Below are 19,158 nucleotides of genomic sequence, written 5' to 3' on the forward strand. Positions count from 1 at the left end.
GAGTAATGAGGTATGGAAAACGAACAAAACAAAAAAAGCGGTAAAGGTTGGCTTATTGGTATTGGCGCGGCTCTTGGTTGCCTTCCTTTGTTGCTGATCGGTCTATTCCTCCTTATTGTAGCTGGCATGTTCATCATTATCGTAGATGAAGAAGATCAGGAACGGTCAAGCAGTTTTGGTTCTTTCTGCCGGCTTGAAGGAGAAGTGGATTTCGATATATGGGACGCAAATTTTGCAGACCCCTCCAAAGTCGGTGCTCTTGCTGGTTATGGAGATACAATCATTAGCCTTGCGGATGAATATGGGATTGACCCTGTACTTGCATCTGCAATTATGTTGCATGAAACGGGGAGAGGCACTTCAAACGCCGTGAGGAACTATAACAATCCGGGGGGCATCATGGACCCTGCATCCGGTTGGTCCCGTCTCATGCGATTCCCAACCATGGAGGAAGGCTTACGCTATACGATGGCAAACTTGAAACGACGGATTATTGATGATGGACTTGATACCATTGAAAAACTTGGTGCAGTATATGCACCTATTGGTGCGGAAAATGATCCGAACGGATTAAATCAGCATTGGGTTCCGAAAGTGACGGAATTTGCGGCTGAACTTGGCGGTCTTATCATGAATTGTGAAGGAATCCCGGCGATTGGAAATGACGCTTTTCAGATTATCTATGAAGAAATGCTGAAATATCAAGGTTGGGGTTATGTCTGGGCGGGCAATAATCCTTCCACTGGTTTTGATTGTTCAGGATTGATGCAATGGGCGTATGCCAAAGCAGGTATTCAACTCCCTCGGACATCTTATGAACAGTACAAGTTCAGCCAGCGTATTACAGAGGATGAATTACAACCAGGTGACTTAATTTTCTTTAGTACAGATACTTATGCGCCGGTCACTCATGTTGGCATGTATGTCGGAAACGGAAAAATGTACGATTCTAACCATTCGGGCATCGGATATTCCGATGCTTTTAATTCCTATTGGAAGCCGAAAATTGTCGGGTTCGGTAGAGTAGCAGACTTTTCGGAATAAAGTACAGGAGGATTTCGAACATGAATAAAACGAAAATCATAAGCATTGTTGCAATGGCAATTGTTCTGTTCTTTGTCATTTTTTCATTGATAAAAGGGAAGGAACAGCCAAAAGTACAAGAACAACCGCAAAAACAAGAAGAAGCTGTCCAAAGCGAAGATGATTCAGTAGACGAAAAACCAGTAAAGATTCCAGATAAGAAAGTGACGCCAACTGTCGAAAAAGACGAGACGAAAAAAGACAATACAGCAAAGGATGAAATGGAAGCCCCGGTGGATCAGCCTACTGAACCTGATTTTGAAGCTGAATTTGTAAAAAAGTATGGAAAAGAACAAGTCGATCAAGCAAGGATAACTGTCACAAAAACGATGGCAATATGGATGTTAGATGAAACGAATGAAGCCGAATGGCAACCGTATGCTACGGAGCATTTCTACAAGAAAGCAATTAAGGATATTCAATTAAGCCAAGATGATAAGAAACGTGATATTTCCAATCTGGAAATCTTTGCGACTGAACCGAAGAATGAAAATGAAATGCGTTTCGTTATCTTTGCGGACTGGCAACTATTGGACGGCGTGAAGACGGTAAGTACACAACGAAAAATGTATTATGCCGATCTTGTCAAGTTGAATGAGAAGTGGCTTGTCAATGAAATTGAAGGGCTTGACAGGGTGTTTTCAGATAAATGATTGTTTCTATGCAAAGAGGTTGGTAAGTCTGACAGTAAAAATGAGGGGAACTGATCCTTTATCAATGGTTGAAAAGAGGTCAATCCCCTTCTTGTCGGACGTTATCAAATTTTCCTGTTGGACGTTGTTGGGAGCTTATGAAGGCGCATTTATCAACGTTTTGATTCGACTATCTAATGCTCTCGTCTGACAAAGTAAAAATAAGTTAGAAATAGGCTGTTTAGCTGTCCGACGTTAGATTTCGAAATCTCAATGATTTCAATGCTTTGCAAGGGAAAACAACGTCATAACGAAGGAGGTATTTACATTGCCGAAAGAAATGAGTCCGTTGCTAAAAAGTTTAGAGGATTTTCGGGTTCGTTTGATAAAAGAGACTGGTTATTCTTCCGAAGATTTGAGTTATGTACCCGAAATTAATTTTCGAAAAAAACAGTCGGGGCCACTTGAACTAGATGGCTTTCCTGTTTTTCGTTTTTCATATCCGGGAACATTGCCGCTATACGATTCATATGACAAGGAGTATCAGGGGCTTATTCGTCGGATGTATCTGGAAGCAACATTCAATCAGTATAATTTCAAATCTATCGAGTTCCGTTTCGAGCGTGCTGCCATAGTAATTGAACATCATTTTAAGGATGCGAGCATACGTGATCTGGATAACCGAAATCGGAAATATTTGATTGATGCGGTTCGAGCGACAGGGTTGATACCTGATGACAATGCACAAATTTTAACACTGTTTGAGGAAGCAAACTTGACCAAGAGAGACCCTTATATTGATGTTTTTGTATTAGAAAGGGATAACTTTATTCGCTTTTTGAAATGGCGGAGTAAGAAGAGGAATGATGTGGATGATGAAATAATATTCAGTGATGTGGATATTAATTCAATTAAAGAGATCGTAAAAAAGGAGAATAATAGCAACTTAGTATCAGGTGATTCTAATCCATATTGGGACTAATATTCTTTTAAATTATACCTTCCGATTTATAGATTATACCTTTCCGCAAAGGTAAGAACTAAATGGGTTTATGAAAGCCTTAATTCTTACCTCGGTTTTACGTTTAAATTATACCTTTTTCGGATCGGTTTTGACTTTGATATTGCTGGTTTTATGCTATTTTCCTACCAATATCGGAATGGGGGTGAAAATCCACGAAGTTTTGTTAGCCATGTTGTTATTCATGACAATGTGGCGTAACGAAACAATCCATGCACTCAATATGGCAATGAATCGCAAAAAACAGGAATACAGACTCCATTTGCAGGGGAGTAGGAGGGGACATGCGTTTGGAAGGAAACGAACGTTTATGCAAATTAGATACAAAAATTCTTGCGGGGCTTTATGAGTACCGTGCGTTGACAACGGAGCAGATCGGACGTATGTACGGGATGTCGATGCCGTATACGTACAAAAAGTTACATGTGTTGCGGAAGCGAAAACTGTTGCATAGCGAACCGATTTCTGGCTATTTAACTTCACAACGGAGTCAGGGAAAATATCATCGTATTAGCGAGACGGGCATCACCTGTTTGCGAAAACAGGGGATGTTTGTCGAGCGGCAAGCGTACCAATTGAAAATTGATAAGTACCACTTGCCTTTTGTCTTAATGACGAATGACTTGCTTGTTGATTTAGAACCCTACGGATGGACACTATCGGATAGTCGTGATACGAAAGCAAGATTCAATTTGAACCGAAGTGACAATATACAAGGAATGCTGCTACACCGCCACACGATGGATGAGTATGGAATCTACATTCTTTCAGCAAATACCAGCCCAAAGAACTTGCAGAAAACAATTCGAGAAATTGGGGACTATGATCAGATTAACGATTTCTTGATATTCACCAAAGGAAAGGAAAGTTTCGAATCAATTGCAAAAGGACTTCTTGATGAAGATGGCGGAAGCGTGGTCGGGAAGCGTAGGAGAATCAAAATATTTCCCCATTCATTCGGAAAAAATTACTTGCAGCACTATGACAATGAGGACAAGATACTTGGCTTTGTTGTTTCGGAAATGGGTGTAGCGTTCAAGGAAAAACTCACAGGTTCATCCATCCGCCACGATGGTTTAGATACAGTCGTTTGGCACGAAGGCGAGGAAAAGTATTTTGTGAACCTGCTTGATACGGATTTGAAAAAAATATTCAACTTGCTTCGATACCGGAAGGAGAAATATGCAGAAGACGGAAGAAAATTACTTGTTCTTAGTCAGATCGCCTTTCACAAGGAGCTGCTGGAAGAAATCCGCCACATTGATTATTTGGAAACAGGTCCGAATCAAGTCATGTCCTACTTGAACAACTTGAAATAGGGCAGCGAACAGGAACCGTCCTGTCCTTCAAAACACGTTTTGAATTCAACAAGAATTTAGTTGTAATGAGGTACGAAATAGCAAAAGTAGGTAGCCCGACACTATTCATATTCAATTACACACTGTTCATCAAAAGACGTTTTGTTTTCATCGGATGGTAGCAACAAAGAAGTAGGTATTACACGAACGGTAAAGGATACAAAAAACTATGTCTTGCGCCGGATACAAGATAAAGGAATGGAAAGGATGGCATTTCACATTGACACAGTATAAAGTGACACCTGAATTAAAGCATTTATTTTCTTTACTAAACAACGGAAACTATCTGGCGCAGGAAGTCAGCGAGCATTTGACCGAGAAAGAACAAGAGAAAATGTTCGAAATCGTAAAAGACGTCCTTTCGGATGAAATGGCGCTTATTCTCGAAGTGGAAATTCGAAGAAAGGCATTCAAAGAAAAACATGGATCGGAACCCTATACAGGAAATCGAATGGCCGGTGATTTCAATTAATCGGAAAGGAGGGGGCAATATTTGGTACAACTGCTGATAGCTTTACTCCATTTTGCAGTAGGGGGAATAGGTGTCGCGTTAATGTTTGGGGGAGATTACATTCCCTCGCCAAAATTGATATTACTAACAGGGGTGACGCTTACGATCGGTTATTACGTGGCGGCTTTCATAACAAAGAGGAATAGCCGGAAATTACAACGGCTGCTCGTGTTTTCTCTGACAGTCTATATAGCGTTGCTATTGTCGAGTTACCTCCATTCAGTATGGACGTTCGATAAGATATTCAGTGCTGAAATGATAATGAAAGCAATTCTGTTCATGCTTCTGCTGATAGGAGTATACGGGAATTTTATATACATTCGAGCTGAATCGTCCTATAAAAAGAAACGGGGAAATCAACGGATTAAGGAGCCGCCACAGGAAAGTGCATATGAAAAGTGGAAAAAACGAAAGCAGAAACCGAAGCAGGAAGTCATGATCGTATTGGGGGAATCGACTGACAATGAAGAATAAACCATATGACAGCAAGGATCGATATTTTGAAAACTTGCGGGCGACAGCAAAGAGTGGTGACGAGCGAGGACGATATTTTTTGAATATCATCCTCGTTTTGTTTTTTCTAATTATAGGGGGAACGGTCATTTTCTTTGTGAAAATGGCACAAGGCCCGGTGGACGACATGGTCGATGTGTATGAGAAAAAGACCAATATCTATATGATCGAGCCGGTAGGGAAACAGCGGGAAAAATAAAACTTGTTTTGAAATAAACAAAAAGAAAACAGATTGAAAGAAAGGAAGTTAGTAAATTTGTCCACAGAGTTATCCACAAGTTCAAGAAGAGGAAAAATTGTAAAGCTTATCGTGATTAAAACGAAGGAAGGAATGGAATATAAAATCTGTTTTGTCGTCTCGAAGCATAGAAAAATGGGAAGTGTGAATGAAGTGATTCGACAGATGCGAAGTTGTGAAAATGCAAAGCTCTCACCATACTCGCAGTCTCTGTTTGATTCCTGCTTCAAGAATTGGTAATGGAAGTTGAATGGGGGAAGGAATGAAGGGAATGAATATTGTTCAAAGATTATTCGGCGGAAGGAAGAAACATCAGAAGGAACCAGAAAGGGAGCAGCCGACCAACATGGAACTGTTCCGGCTGTACACGGTCCTGACAAACCATGATGACTGGTGGAATGCGAAGGATTGTGAACCGCCGGAGAGAAGGCGTAAGAATTTGGAAGCAAAAGCCGCCTTGCATTCTTATTATAAGCAGCTTGTGAAAGTTGGTACGTCGAAAAAGGTAGATAAGGAAGCTACAGAGCTTTACAAGAAAAATATGAAGGACATCGAAATAGCGCTTCAGGATGAAAAATACATGCGTGCTTGCTATGAATTTATCAATCTCATGTACTATGAGCCGTTCATGAGGAAGGATATTCATTCAGAATTGCGTTCCTTACTCGAAAGGAACCTTGGGGTTACTTGAAACGTCATGGTAGGGAGTCCAATAAACACAAAGGAAAGGAGAAAGAAGTTTGTCACAACAATTGATCGGATGGGTAGTATCAGTGCTGGTTCTTACACTTGCCATTTCAAGTCTTGTTCATGTTTTGAGGGCAAGGAATTACGAAAAGAACTTACGAAAATCCGGCATTCGGGACATTGACCGGATGGATGAAAAAGAATTCGGTGCTTTCATCAAATTATTATTCAGAGAAGTCGGGTTCAAGAGCATTGAAGTCGAGGAACAGGAAGTGTTGTTCGGGGCGGATTTCCTTTTGGACGGGGAAACAAAAGCCGTTTTGCAGATTAATCGTCTCGGTGAAAATACACGGGTAGGCGTCCGTGCAGTTCAAGAAATCGTGGCGGCGCGTATTTACCATGGAGTGGAAGAAGCCTGGCTCATAACAAACACTGTCTTCACGGAAAACGCCCGTCTTCTGGCCGAAGCATGTCAGGTGAAATTGATCGACCGATTCCTATTGCAAAGATTGATTTTGACCGTGAACCCAGATGCGGACCCGAAAGAGGTAAGGGAAAGTATTAAGCTACTGTTTGAGGAAGCGATGTGGAAAAACGTGGAAGCGAAGCAAGAGAAGGAAGGGAAATATGCAGTAATGAATGAACAATTAAAACCGTAACGCAGAGAGGATGAAATAGATGACGGAACGAGCAAGAAATGGAGGATTTTGGTTCAACTTAATTGTTTTTTTTGCCATCTATATTCTTTTTATGATTAATGGTGGAAGTAATAAAGAATTTTTTCTATTGCTCATGATTTCAATCTTGTCTGTGATTGTTCTTTATGTCGTAGTAATTAGCATTCTGCGGATTAAAGAAAGATTAACGAAATAAGGAAAAGAGGAAAAAGGCGTAGTTAATTGCATTTTTTTGCTTTCAACCTACACGTAAAGTGTAGAAGTAACTGAAAAACGAAAGAGGTTTTAACGGATGAGAAACATGGCAATAGCAGAACGAAAATACGCGGGGTTCTGGATTCGATTTGTAGCATCTCTGATTGATGGTTTTGTTTTAGGAATCCCACTGTTCTTCATTCAAATGTTTATTAATTTGCTCATTTTGGTCCCTGTAATGGGAAACGAATCACAAATGGCAGCTGCAAATATAACAGCAGTATTTGTAAATGGTTTATTTTCGATGATCGCGACCATTATCTACTATGTTCTGATGGAAAGTTCAAAGAAGCAGGCGACAATTGGAAAGATGGTATTCGGTATCAAAGTTGTCGATGAAAATGGCGGACGTATTTCTGTTGGACGGGCCATCGGAAGATATTTCAGTAAGTATCTATCCGGCATGATCTTTTATGTTGGATACATCATGGCAGCATTCACAAAGGAAAAACGTGCATTGCATGACTTCATCGCAAAAACATATGTCGTGAAAAACTAATTAAAGCGGAGGAAATGGATTTGGAAAATAAGGAGCAAAAACAAAAAAACAAATTATGGTTCGGATTTCTGGCTTTCTTCCTTGGCGTAGGAGTGTTCGCATCTGCTTACGCCCTTTTCCCGGATGCCTTACACAAGCTGACGGAAAAAGTGAAGGCTGAACAGGTGTCGGAGGAAGATGTCTTGAAAGAAGAAATTCATATGTACGTACAAAAGATGTTTAGTATTGATGTGGATACTTTGCTTGCCGATCACTTGAACAAGCTTATGGAGGAAGCGGAGCCAAGCGAGGAATCCGTCTCTTTGTTTACAGAGGCTATTACGAAACTTGAAGAAAAAACAGAGACAGATATTGAAGAATTAACGCCTTTACGTGAGTATTACCAGAAACAATTAGAAATCGCAAAACATGTGGCGGATGTCTTCGTGTCCAAAGAAACAACATTGGAAGAATTGAATGAAGCGATTGAGGATTACAACGCCCATTTGAAGAAGCGTGATGCTGCGATGGTGAAAGTGCTTGATAAAGCAGGGTTTGAATATGAAAAGGACGAGAGTGGCGGAATCACGTATCAATTTGCAGGATAAACAAAACACATTTTGATTTGAAGGAGAGGAAAAGGTATGTGGCTATGGTGGAAGGACAATGAGAAAGGTGAGAAACAGAAGAAACAGCAAGAAGACGTGGGTCGAAAAGAGGAAAATGTAGAAATTCCCCTCACACGAGAGGATTTTGAAAGGGAATTTTACAATACCCAAAATTCGCAGATCGCCTTCTCACTCATCAAAGCGCTTCGAAGTCTTTCGAAAGAGGACATGCAGAAGGCAGGTGAGAACGAACGGACGGAGCGGCTGCTTAGGGAAATCAAGGATGCGCTGATAGCTTCCTGTTTCGGTCTTATCCGAGAACTGTCGGCGGAAACGTCCTTTTCCTATACGGATCAAGTGTTCAAGCGACGGGAACGAATCCCTTCGGAAGATGAGAAGAAGGAACTGTTCGGCTTTCTCGTCTACCAATTATCCAAAGATGTGGGGATGTTGGTGAAGGGTGAGGAATCGAAAGCCGCCCCGAACGGAGAGGAAATGCGGAAACGTTGCAATCAGCAAGCCCTTTTTATTGGGGATGCCTATTCATCGCTCGTCACAATACTTGCCATGTTGGGAATGCCACAGCCGGGAATAGAGTTGAACAAGGAACTCATAGCGATTCTTCCAGAACTCGAAAGCGTATTGCCAAAGTTCGCTGACCCATCCAAGAAATTAGTGGAATTAATAAATAAAGTTGTACAGTGAAAAAGAGCGATGTCTTCTGAATTAGAAGATGTCGCTTTTTAGTATTTATTTTTCAAGCAAAAGAAAGGGAGGATAAGATTGGATAAGGGATTTAGTTTTATTATTTCGCTTGTTATCTATAGCTGGTTGTTTATCGTGGGTGACATGTTCGCTTTAACAGTAGGCTTATTCATTTTGTTGTTTTTAATGTACAAAGCAAAGAAAGAGTTGTTTGTAGGCTATGCGATTGCAGGAATAGTTGTTGTCTCAATTTGGCTGTTTGTCTATACATCACTGTTCTTACTGTTAAAAATACCACCATCTGGAAGCATTTTGTCTCTATTGTACCAATTTAGTGTAGCTGTTGTTTTGTTGGTTCTATCAGTCAGATATTACAAAGAAACTAAATAAACAAAAGGAGTTTTGTTTACATGAACCATGCCGATAAGTCCAATCATTATGCAAGAATAAGAAGGGAATTGCTAAATATTAAATATCCCTTCGATAAGCAACAGTTCCTTTCGTATTTGAAGAAAAGCGGCAAAATTAGAGAGTATGATGAACGGCAATTTCTGTATTCTTTGCAGAATGCTCGGTCCGCGCACCCCATTATCAAAATCAATGATTTTCAATTGAATCAATGGCTCGACCATATCGAAGGCAGCTACCGTTTCTTCGACGGTTTTAAAACTCTCGAAGAATGCGTGAAACACGCCTTGATGCCGAAAAGCAAATATGTGTTCATACGGTTTAAAAATCAGTATTATGCAGTGGCCTACAAAGGGTTGAAGCAACTTGTCATGGGTAAGGACGAAGTTCACTTCATTGAAGACGGATACTTCAAAGTGGAGAAAACACACCCTGATAATTATGAGGTAAAGGGAAGATTACGGAAAATCGAAATTGCCGATACCATCTATCATGAACTCAAAATGTTCGATCCTGATATGACAGCTTATATTTTCAAGAGTGTACGCCACGACGAGCCAATAGAAGTGTCGGAAATGACGAATGATTATCTGCATTATTATATATTGCTCGGAATTCGGTTCAAGGATTTCTATTACTCCAAAAAGAACATTCCGCTTCTGAAATTCTATTTCAGTTATACCGGGAACTATGAGCAGCTGCTCAAAAGGAAGGACGTAAAGAGCGTCAATCCATTCGCATGGCGAGTAAAGAATGCAAGTGGGGATTCCCGTCCCTATCAAACAGTATACGTATATCAGCCATACGGAGGTTTCTACAGCATACGATTATAGGTCCGAAAAAGAAAGATGTTTTGCTCATTTCGAATGTATGACGGGAGAAATAGCAAAGTGAACATCCAATAAAAAAGTTGATAACAAGCGATGCCTTCAAAACATAGAGGGTGTCGCTTGTTGTTGTTTTTTTAAAAAAGAAAGGAGTTTTATTTGCATGAGTTTAGCGAATCCACAGATCATACCGATCACATGGGGCGGAAGTGATTGTTTTACCCATATGTTGGTTGTCGGCCCGACCCGTTGTGGGAAAACCGCCACGATATTAAAACCGATCATCTATCAGTTGCTACTTCAAAAGAAACGTGGCATTCCTCTTGGTCTATCGGTTGTTGAACCGAAAGGGGACGTGGCTGCTATGGTTGCAGAAATGTCTAGGGAGATGGGCTTGCCTTATACACATATTGATCCAATGCAACCTGATACGACTGATAAATTTAATCCGATGGAGGGAGAAATTAATGATGTTGCGGAAGCAACAGTCGTCGTCCTGAAAGGTTTATTTGGAAAGCAAGATGCCTTCTTTGCGACTGTACAGGAGCTATCCGCACGGAACGTCACGAAGCTATTGAAAGAACTTCATGGCGATAACATGGATATTATAGACGTAATGAACACGCTGCGAGATCAAGCTGTACTTGAAGCGAAAGTGGCGGAATTGAAACAAAGAGACGGTATGACGGATCTTGTTCATTTCTTTGAATCAGAACTTCTTGGAAGTATGCGGGATAAGTACCGTCAATTTGTTATTGGTTTACGGGCCCAACTTGAAAACGTGGTATCAAACGATGCACTTCGTAGCATCATGACCGGAAAGAGTAGTATTGATATTGATGCACATTTCGAAAATGGCGGAATCTTAGCTGTGAATACAGCAATGGGTAAGTTACGCACATCAGGCGATGCTTTTGGGCAGTTTGTAATCATGCATCTACAAAATGGGACGTTTCGTAGACCAGGAACAGAAGACACTCGAATTCCTCATTACTTAATCGTGGATGAATATTCGCGTTATATTAACCCAGATGTTGAAATCTTCCTTAACTTAGCGGCGGAATATAAAGTTGCAGGAATATTTGCCACTCAATCACTTGGTCAATTAGAAATTGAATCAGGAAAATTAAGCGCCAGAGCAATGAAAAGGGCGATTCTAGGTGGTTGCCGCAATATCATCACTTTCGGTGGGATAAAGAGTGAAGATGCTAAAGAGTTTGCTGACGAACTTGGTAAAGATAAAATTATTATGCGACAAAGCACTTATAAAAATAGAATCCTGTTACCAAACTTGTTTCCTGATTCTTATAGAGATACAGAAGAAGAGGAATACAGATTTGATTATACCGATTTAATGGATGGACTGCCGAAGTTTCATTTCATTCACAAGTTGTTGAAAGATGGAACACCACAAAAACCTGCGATTGGCAAGGGAATATTCGTCCCTAGAGATTGGAAAGAACGTAGAGAATGGGAAACTGAAAGTCCGACGAAGAATAATCGTGCAGATATGAAACGTGTTTTGAATATGTTGCTGTATAAGCGAAAAAACAAGAAAAAGGAACCTGTCATCAGCGGATACATCGAAGCACCAAAAGAAGATACGCAAGATTCTCACATGCAGGCAATCCCCCAAGAACAGGTTGCGACTTCCGATACACAGATGCGGGAGCCTAAGCTGGCATCCCTTCATGGAGTCAAGAAAGAAAGTGCCGATCAAAGGGAAGTGCAAACGTATGACAACCGGAAGCAGTCGCCCCCATCCCCGAAGACAAAAAGAGAGGATGGAGCATATTCGAAACGACAAGAAGGGGGAGTGTTCACTCAACCGAAACAAGAGGAAGATAAGCCTAATGTGGTACTACGATCCGATGATGGGTTCTGGGACTAAAAAAAGTTACACAAACTGTTGTATTTTATATTCATATTGTGTAGTATTAAGGTGTAGTCGGCGCAGGGCTACACAAAATGAATAGTTTTGGTGTCTGTCTTGCTGATGGTTTGTCTGCATTACTTGAGAAAATAGATCGGACACGCAACAGCTAAGAAGCTAAGGTACACTTCTGTTGCTTGACTCATATCCGCTCCATTAAAAGCCATCATTCCAGCTGCTATCAATAGCCCGTATACAGGTATAAATTGAACCTTGGAATTCACTCTTTTATAAATTGTGGCTTGTATAATACGAAGCGGTGTTCTCAAAATGTTTCGACTTACATTTAGACATTAAATGGTGGCATGTAATGAACATGTTCCGTAGAACAGACACCAGAAACTATTGCACCTACCTTTTCCCGAAGTGTGATCTATTCCGAAAAATAACCCGAAGCGGTTTTTCTTGCAACGAAGCAAGGAAGTGCCGTCGGGTTATTTTTTGTTTTTCAATTCCACAAACCGTTGTATTGGTATTTCCTTTGGTCTACAATGTGTGTATAATACGAATATTCTACTCGTATTGTGTATATACAGAAAAATAGTCAAAACGATGGAAAGGAGTGGATAGGCACAAGTTCATATAGGATGTCAAAACAGACGATTGCTGCATATTTGCCGGTGAAAAATACAGATACAGCAGAAGAAAAATATTCTTGGTATTGATCGAATCAGAGAAAAAGTCCAAAAGGAAGCAGCTGAAAAATAGAAAAAGAAAACAAAAAGTCGATTAACAATTTCATCTTAGTATCAGGCCCCTATGAATCATTTCGTGGGGGCTTTTCGATACAAAACATAAAAAAGGAGTGTTTGTTGAATGGCGGAAGAATTGAATGTCACTTCCATGTTGATTGAAGGCTTTGACGCGAGGAAACTCGCCCCAGAGGAACAATACGATAAAGATTGGCAACAGGTAGTTGGGGCAAGGCAAAACGATAAGATTCTCCAATCTGAAATTGTTGGGATCGAGAATATCGGAAGTAAGGAATGTGCGGTAGTCCATGTTGGTAAGATCAAAGGTTATATTCCAATGGAATTTACAGGAGTCGAAAACTTGCGTCAGTTGCGTGCGTTGACTGGAAAAAAAGTAGCCTTTAAGGTGCTTGAATATATCGAGGATGCAGAAAAGCAAATATTTATGGCGTCCCGGACAGCGGCTCTTGAAGAAATGGCGGAAATTACACTTCGCCGGATCAAAACAGGAGATGAAATTGTCGCTGTTGTCCGCACAGTCAGTCCTAATCTCGTCCGTGCTGATATTGGTGGCATTGAAGTAAGATTGCCACTCGATCAGATTCGATATGGATGGATCGACGATTTGACGGAAGAAGTCAAGCCGGGTGACCACCTACGAGTCAAGGTGTTGGATATTGATACAGAGAAGAAAGAAGTAAGAGTTAGCGCGAAGGCACTCATGAAGAATCCGTGGGAGGACTGCAAGGCTAGATATAAGCGCGGAGCCGAATACGTCGGAACGGTTTCCGGTGTTCGTGAGTTTGGCGTATTCGTCAACTTAGAAGCTGGCGTAGACTCTCTTGCAAGCCACTTGAAATATCAAAACCTTCAAAGAGGGGACCGGGTGCTTGTGCGGATTATTGGGATTGACGAAAAGGAACAACAAATTCGGGCGAAAATTGTACGTGTTGTTTATTAAGCAAACAAGAAAAGGGGTTGTTATTCAATCCCTTTTCAAATCGTCTGAATTTAGGTGATCAAACATTGCATCCTTCTTATTGGAAACTTTTGAGAACACTCATATACCTGAACTGTGCAGTAGCAATATTCCGCTATTTTTACTTCAACTATTAAATTGCAGACAATCCGGCAAAGAAGGGGGTGAATAGAGTGAATGTAGCCAATGCAACAATCAGTCCGTTTTCTCTTTCCCACTCATGGACATTGCATTGGGAACGGCTACCATCCAATTTGAAACGCATTCAGCATTTCAGTTCGGAGTCAAACAAGGAGAAACAGGCAATTGACGCGATTAGCAAAGTAGGTGTCATCGGAGGGCAGCAGCTACAAAAATTGTTCAATATCGACAAAAAACGGCTGAAACGCATGGTCGCGGAGCAAAAGATTGTACGCCATGAAATGCGGCTCGACGGAAAAATCATTCCCATCTATACGCTCGGGATGAACGGTGCACTAATCGCCGGAATGGAAGATGCTTATGAATTAAATTATTGGGTGCAGTACAAAACAGAAGACGTTTTGAAACGAATCCTGTTCTTTAAACTGTACGAACGTTTTCATGGAAGCGGGGCGGAGGAAAAGAAAGCCGTATCCGCCATCTTTCCTACGCCAAACCCATTCATCGGCGCAATCCAATTCAGGCAATCCCTTCTGTATGTATACGTGGTAAGGGGCGACATCAACGATTTTCTCATGTATATGAAATGGAAAGGTGATGGGTTCAATGAACGAGTCATTGTCATCGCGGAAGAAATCCGCCATTTGGAGTTGCTGAAACATGCGTTGCTCCCGTTGAAAGCGAGAGTTACGCTCGACTCCGATCTTCTCTCGGAAGCGGAACATGTTCAGAATATCTTCTATTTCTTAAAAGATGGGGACTTCGTAAAAGATCAGTAGTTTTCAGAGTCACGGGATATAGGGGGTGGTGTAGTTAGTCGATTCTTTACTGATGCCTTCTACGAAGGTAGGTAGCGGTAAAGGATACAACAATAGATTAGGGGGAAAGACGGTATTGATGATTACCAGAAAAGGAGACATCGAGATATTTCAAGTGAAGCCTGGAAAACAAATCGCATTCAAGACATTCTATAACGGGAATCTAAAAGTCTTCAATGTGCCTTATCTTCCAAGCGATGACAATGAGGGATCGGGCTTTATTCCATATGAGGTACTATTCCAATTATCCCATATCTTCAAGTATATGAACATTCATAACTTGGTCGATTTTGATTATCAAGATTTTGACATGGTGAATACACATTTAGAAATCCATTCAAGCAAAAAGAAGGCAAAGAAAAAATTCAATGATGAAAAGGAAAGATTCGTAAAGTATGCCCTTGATGAGTGGATCAGTAAATATTACGAAATGAAGTTGGCAGCAGAAAAGAAAACAACAACCGAAGGGGTGGAAAATCCATATAGTCATTCTTATCAGGCGAAACAGTGGATTGATTTCTTTCATAGCAAGCTTCACGAACTGCCAGAACTTCATCGGGAGATCATCGAAAGGAAATACCTTCAAATTCAAGTGTCAGGAAGTTATCCAATTGATGATTTCGTATACAGTGAAATGCACATCGGAAGAACTTTTTATTACGAACGAAAGAAGGAAGCCCTCTACTGGTTAGGATTGGCTCTTTGGACAAAAGGAGAGAAAGAAGAAGCGAGTAGTTAAGGGATTGCCTGTGACGGGAGTAATTGTGTATTGTGTTCGCGTTTGTGGCTCTTCTGCATAAAAATATCTTCCTTACGATTTGTGGAGGGCTTAATAAACAGCGTGCTATGGTGAAGGTACAGTACCGACGCAATCGGAATTGTAATCTGTGACAACTTACAATTTTGTAAGGCGATACAGGGAACTTTTTGTCCTCGGAAGCGTCAAAGGACATTACACAATTATTTACCATTAGGAGGAAAGCGAAATGACGAAAAAGAAAAAACGAAATGCATTATTTGTGGCGACACTTGCCGCGGCGGTTGCAATTCCATCCGCTGTTGCCCCGGTCCATTCCGAAGCGGCGAAGGAAAATAACGATTCAAAGGAATTACAGGTGGTGAATGTCAAGGCAACTTCTCCATTCAAAGATGTTTCGAAATCGCATTGGGCATATGACGCGATTCATGAAATGCGAGATCAAGGAATCATCAACGGATACCCGGACGGTACATTCCGCCCATCCGAGAACATTACCCGTAAACACGTAGCAGCACTTTTGGATCGAGCGTTGCCATTAGAACCGGTACGGAAAGCGAAGGAGTTCAAAGATGTTCCAAAGTCGCACCCGTATCATGACGTCATTCAAAAGGTACAAATGGCAGGCATCATCGATGGGGATGAGAAAGGAAACTTTAACCCGGAAGCTCCACTGACCCGTGTACAGATGGCAAAAGTTTTGGACTTGGCATTTGGACTTGAAGTGAAGGCAGATTATGATTTCCCTGACGTTCCTACTAAACATTGGGGTAATAAACATGTTCGTGCATTATACTCCAATGGAATTGCGATGGGGGATGGCGGCTACTACAAACCGAATAATCCGGTCACAAGGGCGCATTATGCGGCATTCTTGCAGCGGTTGATGAATTTGGACGAGGATTTTGAAGCAAAACCGATCGAACCTGTAAAACCAGAACCGAAGCCGGAGCCAAAGCCTGAACCAACACCAAAACCGGAACAACCAAAGCCTGAACAACCAAAACCTGATGAGCCTGTTGATCCAAAGCCAGAAAAGCCGAAAGAAGATGAATCAAAAATTAAATATAGCGATGTAAAGGACTGGAATGATGTGCCAAGACCAGATGGGTATGTACCAGGCGAACATTTTGAAAAACAAAATGCCATTGTAGAGAAAATCATGAAAGAAAACCAACATGGTTTTAGAGCGTCTTTCAGTATTCTCTCAAAGACTTTAGATGAAAAAGTTCAAAGGGATGCCGAATATATTGGGATTTCTAAAGATGAACTTGTTCGAATTATTAATTGGACAATTGACACAGGAAAAGTTCATGATGGTAAAACTTTCACAGTATTCTATGACTACACAAATGGGCAAATTCATTTGTCTGGAATCCGAAAAGGTTTATAAAAAGGAAGTGACGTTATTTGAAGAGGTATTTCAAGAAAGCTGGAATTGCCTTTTGTGCAGGCATTCTACTTTCTAGTTCGTTTATCGGAAGCACAGTTGCACCAGTAAAAGCAGCTTCTGAACCAGTCACTGATTCCTATACTCTTACATTGCTATATCCTGATACTGTAGGCGAATCTCATGGGGTTGAACCTACAAATGTGAATCAGATTCATCAATTGATCAAAACAAGAGGGGCCAGTGAACCCGGACGATCTGGTTGGAGTGGAGCTGCTTTTGTATGTAACAGGGATTTAGCTTTTGATGAGAACGGAAATCGAAAATATAATGATGATGGAAGCCCAAGGTCACCATGGGAAGAAGACGACAGATGGAACACCATTGATAGTCATGTCACACATAGTCCCACTAAATTCCGGAATGAAATTATTTCGAAATACGGACAGGAATTGTATGATATGGCTGTCGAGTCGGGACAACATTTTCATTACGATCCCGATTCAAAAATACCCGATCGCTTTATCAATACACCACAAAACGCACACCATGGTCCCACAGGTAAATATGTAATCTACAGTAATGACACAAGAACTTTAGATTGCCAAGACGGGGAGTTAGCTTACTTCTATAACAACTTGGATTTCTATATCACCATGACATTCGATGTAACTTGGGAAGGCGAGGAAAACGGGACTTCTACCGGGGAAGCTTATTGGGAACTTCAAAGAACAAACCCAAATGCCCCAAGTGAACTGTATGCATACAGCGCGTTCGAAGTGCCATATGAAAAGCACGTGGCGGTTCGAAACGAGGAACATACCGTCACAATTGCTAGCAAGCATGTCCGACAGAAAGGACCAATTCAATTTCATATGAACGCGCAGGAAGCGAAAGGCGTCAGCATGGAATATGGATTTGGTTACGAATACACAAACAAAGAGATTGGTTGGGTCTGCACGGGGTCCGGGGAGGAACAAACCTGTGAATATGATTCAAGCCCGGATTGGAGGGCGGCCGAAGAATTTAATCTTGCAGGCTCCATCCCTGTAGATCACAAACAGGGGGATACAATCCGTAAAGATACAATTGAAGATATAGTCGCGGAAAAGTTCGTCGTCGGTCGCCAAGACCTATGGAACGATTCAAGTAAGACATCGAAAGTGTTCCACGAAGAATGGAATAAGGCGAGCAGCAATACAAACAAATCACGGTACGAACTAAAAACGCAATCTACATTGCCTATCTTACCGGGTGATCTTGAATATCAAGTTGAAGTACCTTCCGAAGCTCATAAGGATGCTGGCTACAAAGTATTACGATCTGATCTCTCAAACGGCCACTATTATCCGGTGGATGTGGATGACAGTCTGAAAGCAGAATACGCTAATAATACAGGTGAGCCAGGTTATGATTATGCAATTCCATTGCAACAAAGCATCATGAATGACAAGGGCATGAGCGGAAACAAACGGAAATTTGATTGGAAGTACGAAACGGATTTGTTCTTCACGACAAAACATACCGGATTCCAAACTGGTTATGGGTATGCGGCGGATGTGAAAAACAGTGTTGTAAACAATGTAAGTCTTCCATCACATTCTTCGCTAATGTCACAAGGAAGAAGCCTTTCCGAAGCGGCATTTGCAAATAAAGTCGGGGAAGTTTATAAAGACGACATCTTATATACTGATCAAAACGAATTTAATAAGCTAAAACGGTATATGATTCCTGTAGATCCTGATTCTCCACTTGAACCCATGCGAGAATACAAGAACCACACGATTCTGAAAAACATGGGCCTTAGCGATTTAAAGGTGGGATTTGATCAGACCTTCACATTCGAGCGATTCCTGTTCGGATCAGGTGCGGATGACGTCTTCTACATCGAGCAAGTCGATTCGAGGCAAGGTATCGGTTCAATGGAAAATGTGCATACGATTCTTATTCCATATGAGGAAGTGAAAGAACTCGCACAAATGAAGATGAACCGGACCACAACGAAAATGCACAAGCTCCGGTTTGCGGACCGGGATTTCACCGATAAAGTAAAGGCAGTTCTTGAACTCGGATTATAAAAAGACAGAAAGCGTCTATCTTGAAGTTAAAAAGATAGACGCTTTTTTTGTTTATAGGATATTATCTGTCATCATTATGATACATACGGCACTTCTGATCAGTGACATAAAAAATACTTTATGTTTCCATATGTTCCCTAGCTTTTTTAGGAAGAAAGTGAGAGTAAGAGAGGATAAAGGAATCAAAAAAAATAAAACTGATAATTTGATTTGAAAGCGTCTACAATATATGGTATATTTTATAAACAGAAGCGTAAAAAGGCACAACATGTTGTGTTATGTAAATCCAAAACGGAAAAGATGTTTCTTTTTACCTTCTGGAATAGCCCCCACTAAGCGTTTAATAAACGTTTGGTGGGGGCTTTTTTG

21 protein-coding genes are annotated in these 19,158 nt (G+C 41.0%); all 21 read left to right on the forward strand.

The genetic code is table 11. The annotated features are described in order from the left end of the window. Positions 1 to 12: 12 nt before the first annotated feature. Entirely contained in the window at positions 13 to 1,044 is a 1,032-nt protein-coding gene (locus tag JOC94_RS14345; RefSeq protein WP_205179694.1) for a C40 family peptidase, read from the forward strand. Positions 1,045 to 1,064: 20 nt separating this feature from the next. Further along, complete coding sequence (locus JOC94_RS14350; RefSeq protein ID WP_205179695.1) at positions 1,065 to 1,736, forward strand: hypothetical protein; 672 nt, start codon at positions 1,065 to 1,067, stop codon at positions 1,734 to 1,736. Between the two features lie 307 nt (positions 1,737 to 2,043). Further along, entirely contained in the window at positions 2,044 to 2,697 is a 654-nt protein-coding gene (locus JOC94_RS14355; RefSeq protein ID WP_205179696.1) for a hypothetical protein, read from the forward strand. 329 nt (positions 2,698 to 3,026) lie between these two features. Continuing rightward, the gene (locus tag JOC94_RS14360; RefSeq protein WP_205179703.1) at positions 3,027 to 4,055 is read left to right on the forward strand and encodes a replication-relaxation family protein; all 1,029 of its coding nucleotides are present in this window, start codon (positions 3,027 to 3,029) and stop codon (positions 4,053 to 4,055) included. Positions 4,056 to 4,314: 259 nt separating this feature from the next. Beyond that, entirely contained in the window at positions 4,315 to 4,566 is a 252-nt protein-coding gene (locus tag JOC94_RS14365; protein ID WP_205179704.1) for a hypothetical protein, read from the forward strand. Positions 4,567 to 4,587: 21 nt separating this feature from the next. Then, positions 4,588 to 5,079 (forward strand): hypothetical protein, encoded by a 492-nt coding sequence (locus JOC94_RS14370; RefSeq protein WP_205179705.1) that lies wholly within the window; start codon positions 4,588 to 4,590, stop codon positions 5,077 to 5,079. Beyond that, positions 5,069 to 5,317: a hypothetical protein gene (locus JOC94_RS14375; protein ID WP_120118556.1), complete on the forward strand. Its 249-nt coding sequence runs from the start codon at positions 5,069 to 5,071 to the stop codon at positions 5,315 to 5,317. The genes JOC94_RS14370 and JOC94_RS14375 overlap by 11 nt, the downstream gene beginning before the upstream one ends. A gap of 301 nt (positions 5,318 to 5,618) precedes the next feature. Next, on the forward strand, positions 5,619 to 6,047 hold the full coding sequence (locus JOC94_RS14380) for a hypothetical protein (protein ID WP_205179706.1): 429 nt from the start codon (positions 5,619 to 5,621) through the stop codon (positions 6,045 to 6,047). Positions 6,048 to 6,096: 49 nt separating this feature from the next. Next, positions 6,097 to 6,702, forward strand: coding sequence for a restriction endonuclease (locus JOC94_RS14385; protein WP_120118553.1), 606 nt, complete (start codon positions 6,097 to 6,099; stop codon positions 6,700 to 6,702). Positions 6,703 to 6,721: 19 nt separating this feature from the next. Then, on the forward strand, positions 6,722 to 6,916 hold the full coding sequence (locus JOC94_RS14390; RefSeq protein WP_205179707.1) for a hypothetical protein: 195 nt from the start codon (positions 6,722 to 6,724) through the stop codon (positions 6,914 to 6,916). Positions 6,917 to 7,012: 96 nt separating this feature from the next. After that, positions 7,013 to 7,474 (forward strand): RDD family protein, encoded by a 462-nt coding sequence (locus JOC94_RS14395; protein ID WP_120118551.1) that lies wholly within the window; start codon positions 7,013 to 7,015, stop codon positions 7,472 to 7,474. A 20-nt stretch (positions 7,475 to 7,494) separates the two neighbouring features. Next, positions 7,495 to 8,061: a hypothetical protein gene (locus JOC94_RS14400; RefSeq protein WP_120118550.1), complete on the forward strand. Its 567-nt coding sequence runs from the start codon at positions 7,495 to 7,497 to the stop codon at positions 8,059 to 8,061. 36 nt (positions 8,062 to 8,097) lie between these two features. Further along, positions 8,098 to 8,766 carry a hypothetical protein gene (locus JOC94_RS14405; protein ID WP_120118549.1) on the forward strand — a complete coding sequence of 223 codons (669 nt, stop codon included), beginning with the start codon at positions 8,098 to 8,100 and terminating at the stop codon, positions 8,764 to 8,766. Positions 8,767 to 8,844: 78 nt separating this feature from the next. Then, complete coding sequence (locus JOC94_RS14410; RefSeq protein WP_120118548.1) at positions 8,845 to 9,156, forward strand: hypothetical protein; 312 nt, start codon at positions 8,845 to 8,847, stop codon at positions 9,154 to 9,156. A 20-nt stretch (positions 9,157 to 9,176) separates the two neighbouring features. After that, a complete protein-coding gene (locus JOC94_RS14415; protein ID WP_205179708.1) occupies positions 9,177 to 10,007 on the forward strand; it encodes a hypothetical protein in 831 nt (276 codons plus the stop codon). A 157-nt stretch (positions 10,008 to 10,164) separates the two neighbouring features. Further along, positions 10,165 to 11,892 carry a type IV secretory system conjugative DNA transfer family protein gene (locus JOC94_RS14420; RefSeq protein ID WP_236017104.1) on the forward strand — a complete coding sequence of 576 codons (1,728 nt, stop codon included), beginning with the start codon at positions 10,165 to 10,167 and terminating at the stop codon, positions 11,890 to 11,892. Positions 11,893 to 12,750: 858 nt separating this feature from the next. Beyond that, entirely contained in the window at positions 12,751 to 13,587 is an 837-nt protein-coding gene (locus JOC94_RS14425) for a S1 RNA-binding domain-containing protein (RefSeq protein ID WP_120118546.1), read from the forward strand. Between the two features lie 191 nt (positions 13,588 to 13,778). Beyond that, a complete protein-coding gene (locus JOC94_RS14430; protein WP_205179709.1) occupies positions 13,779 to 14,525 on the forward strand; it encodes a hypothetical protein in 747 nt (248 codons plus the stop codon). A gap of 118 nt (positions 14,526 to 14,643) precedes the next feature. Beyond that, complete coding sequence (locus tag JOC94_RS14435; RefSeq protein ID WP_205179710.1) at positions 14,644 to 15,303, forward strand: hypothetical protein; 660 nt, start codon at positions 14,644 to 14,646, stop codon at positions 15,301 to 15,303. Between the two features lie 247 nt (positions 15,304 to 15,550). Then, positions 15,551 to 16,714 carry an S-layer homology domain-containing protein gene (locus JOC94_RS23225; protein WP_205179712.1) on the forward strand — a complete coding sequence of 388 codons (1,164 nt, stop codon included), beginning with the start codon at positions 15,551 to 15,553 and terminating at the stop codon, positions 16,712 to 16,714. A 17-nt stretch (positions 16,715 to 16,731) separates the two neighbouring features. Beyond that, positions 16,732 to 18,789, forward strand: coding sequence for a hypothetical protein (locus JOC94_RS14445; RefSeq protein ID WP_205179714.1), 2,058 nt, complete (start codon positions 16,732 to 16,734; stop codon positions 18,787 to 18,789). The last annotated feature ends 369 nt before the right edge of the window (positions 18,790 to 19,158 follow it).

Origin of the sequence: Siminovitchia thermophila (assembly GCF_016909185.1) — a bacterium.
Taxonomy (GTDB): Bacteria; Bacillota; Bacilli; order Bacillales; family Bacillaceae_C; genus Siminovitchia; species Siminovitchia thermophila.

What these genes read in the sequence shown, in the direction of transcription:
- JOC94_RS14350 (WP_205179695.1), top strand. Translation starts at nt 1,065, where the DNA reads ATGAATAAAACGAAAATCATAAGCATTGTTGCAATGGCAATTGTTCTG.
- JOC94_RS14345 (WP_205179694.1), top strand. Translation starts at nt 13, where the DNA reads ATGGAAAACGAACAAAACAAAAAAAGCGGTAAAGGTTGGCTTATTGGT.
- JOC94_RS23225 (WP_205179712.1), top strand. Translation starts at nt 15,551, where the DNA reads ATGACGAAAAAGAAAAAACGAAATGCATTATTTGTGGCGACACTTGCC.
- JOC94_RS14415 (WP_205179708.1), top strand. Translation starts at nt 9,177, where the DNA reads ATGAACCATGCCGATAAGTCCAATCATTATGCAAGAATAAGAAGGGAA.
- JOC94_RS14435 (WP_205179710.1), top strand. Translation starts at nt 14,644, where the DNA reads ATGATTACCAGAAAAGGAGACATCGAGATATTTCAAGTGAAGCCTGGA.
- JOC94_RS14380 (WP_205179706.1), top strand. Translation starts at nt 5,619, where the DNA reads ATGAAGGGAATGAATATTGTTCAAAGATTATTCGGCGGAAGGAAGAAA.
- JOC94_RS14395 (WP_120118551.1), top strand. Translation starts at nt 7,013, where the DNA reads ATGAGAAACATGGCAATAGCAGAACGAAAATACGCGGGGTTCTGGATT.
- JOC94_RS14390 (WP_205179707.1), top strand. Translation starts at nt 6,722, where the DNA reads ATGACGGAACGAGCAAGAAATGGAGGATTTTGGTTCAACTTAATTGTT.
- JOC94_RS14405 (WP_120118549.1), top strand. Translation starts at nt 8,098, where the DNA reads ATGTGGCTATGGTGGAAGGACAATGAGAAAGGTGAGAAACAGAAGAAA.
- JOC94_RS14375 (WP_120118556.1), top strand. Translation starts at nt 5,069, where the DNA reads ATGAAGAATAAACCATATGACAGCAAGGATCGATATTTTGAAAACTTG.
- JOC94_RS14420 (WP_236017104.1), top strand. Translation starts at nt 10,165, where the DNA reads ATGAGTTTAGCGAATCCACAGATCATACCGATCACATGGGGCGGAAGT.
- JOC94_RS14425 (WP_120118546.1), top strand. Translation starts at nt 12,751, where the DNA reads ATGGCGGAAGAATTGAATGTCACTTCCATGTTGATTGAAGGCTTTGAC.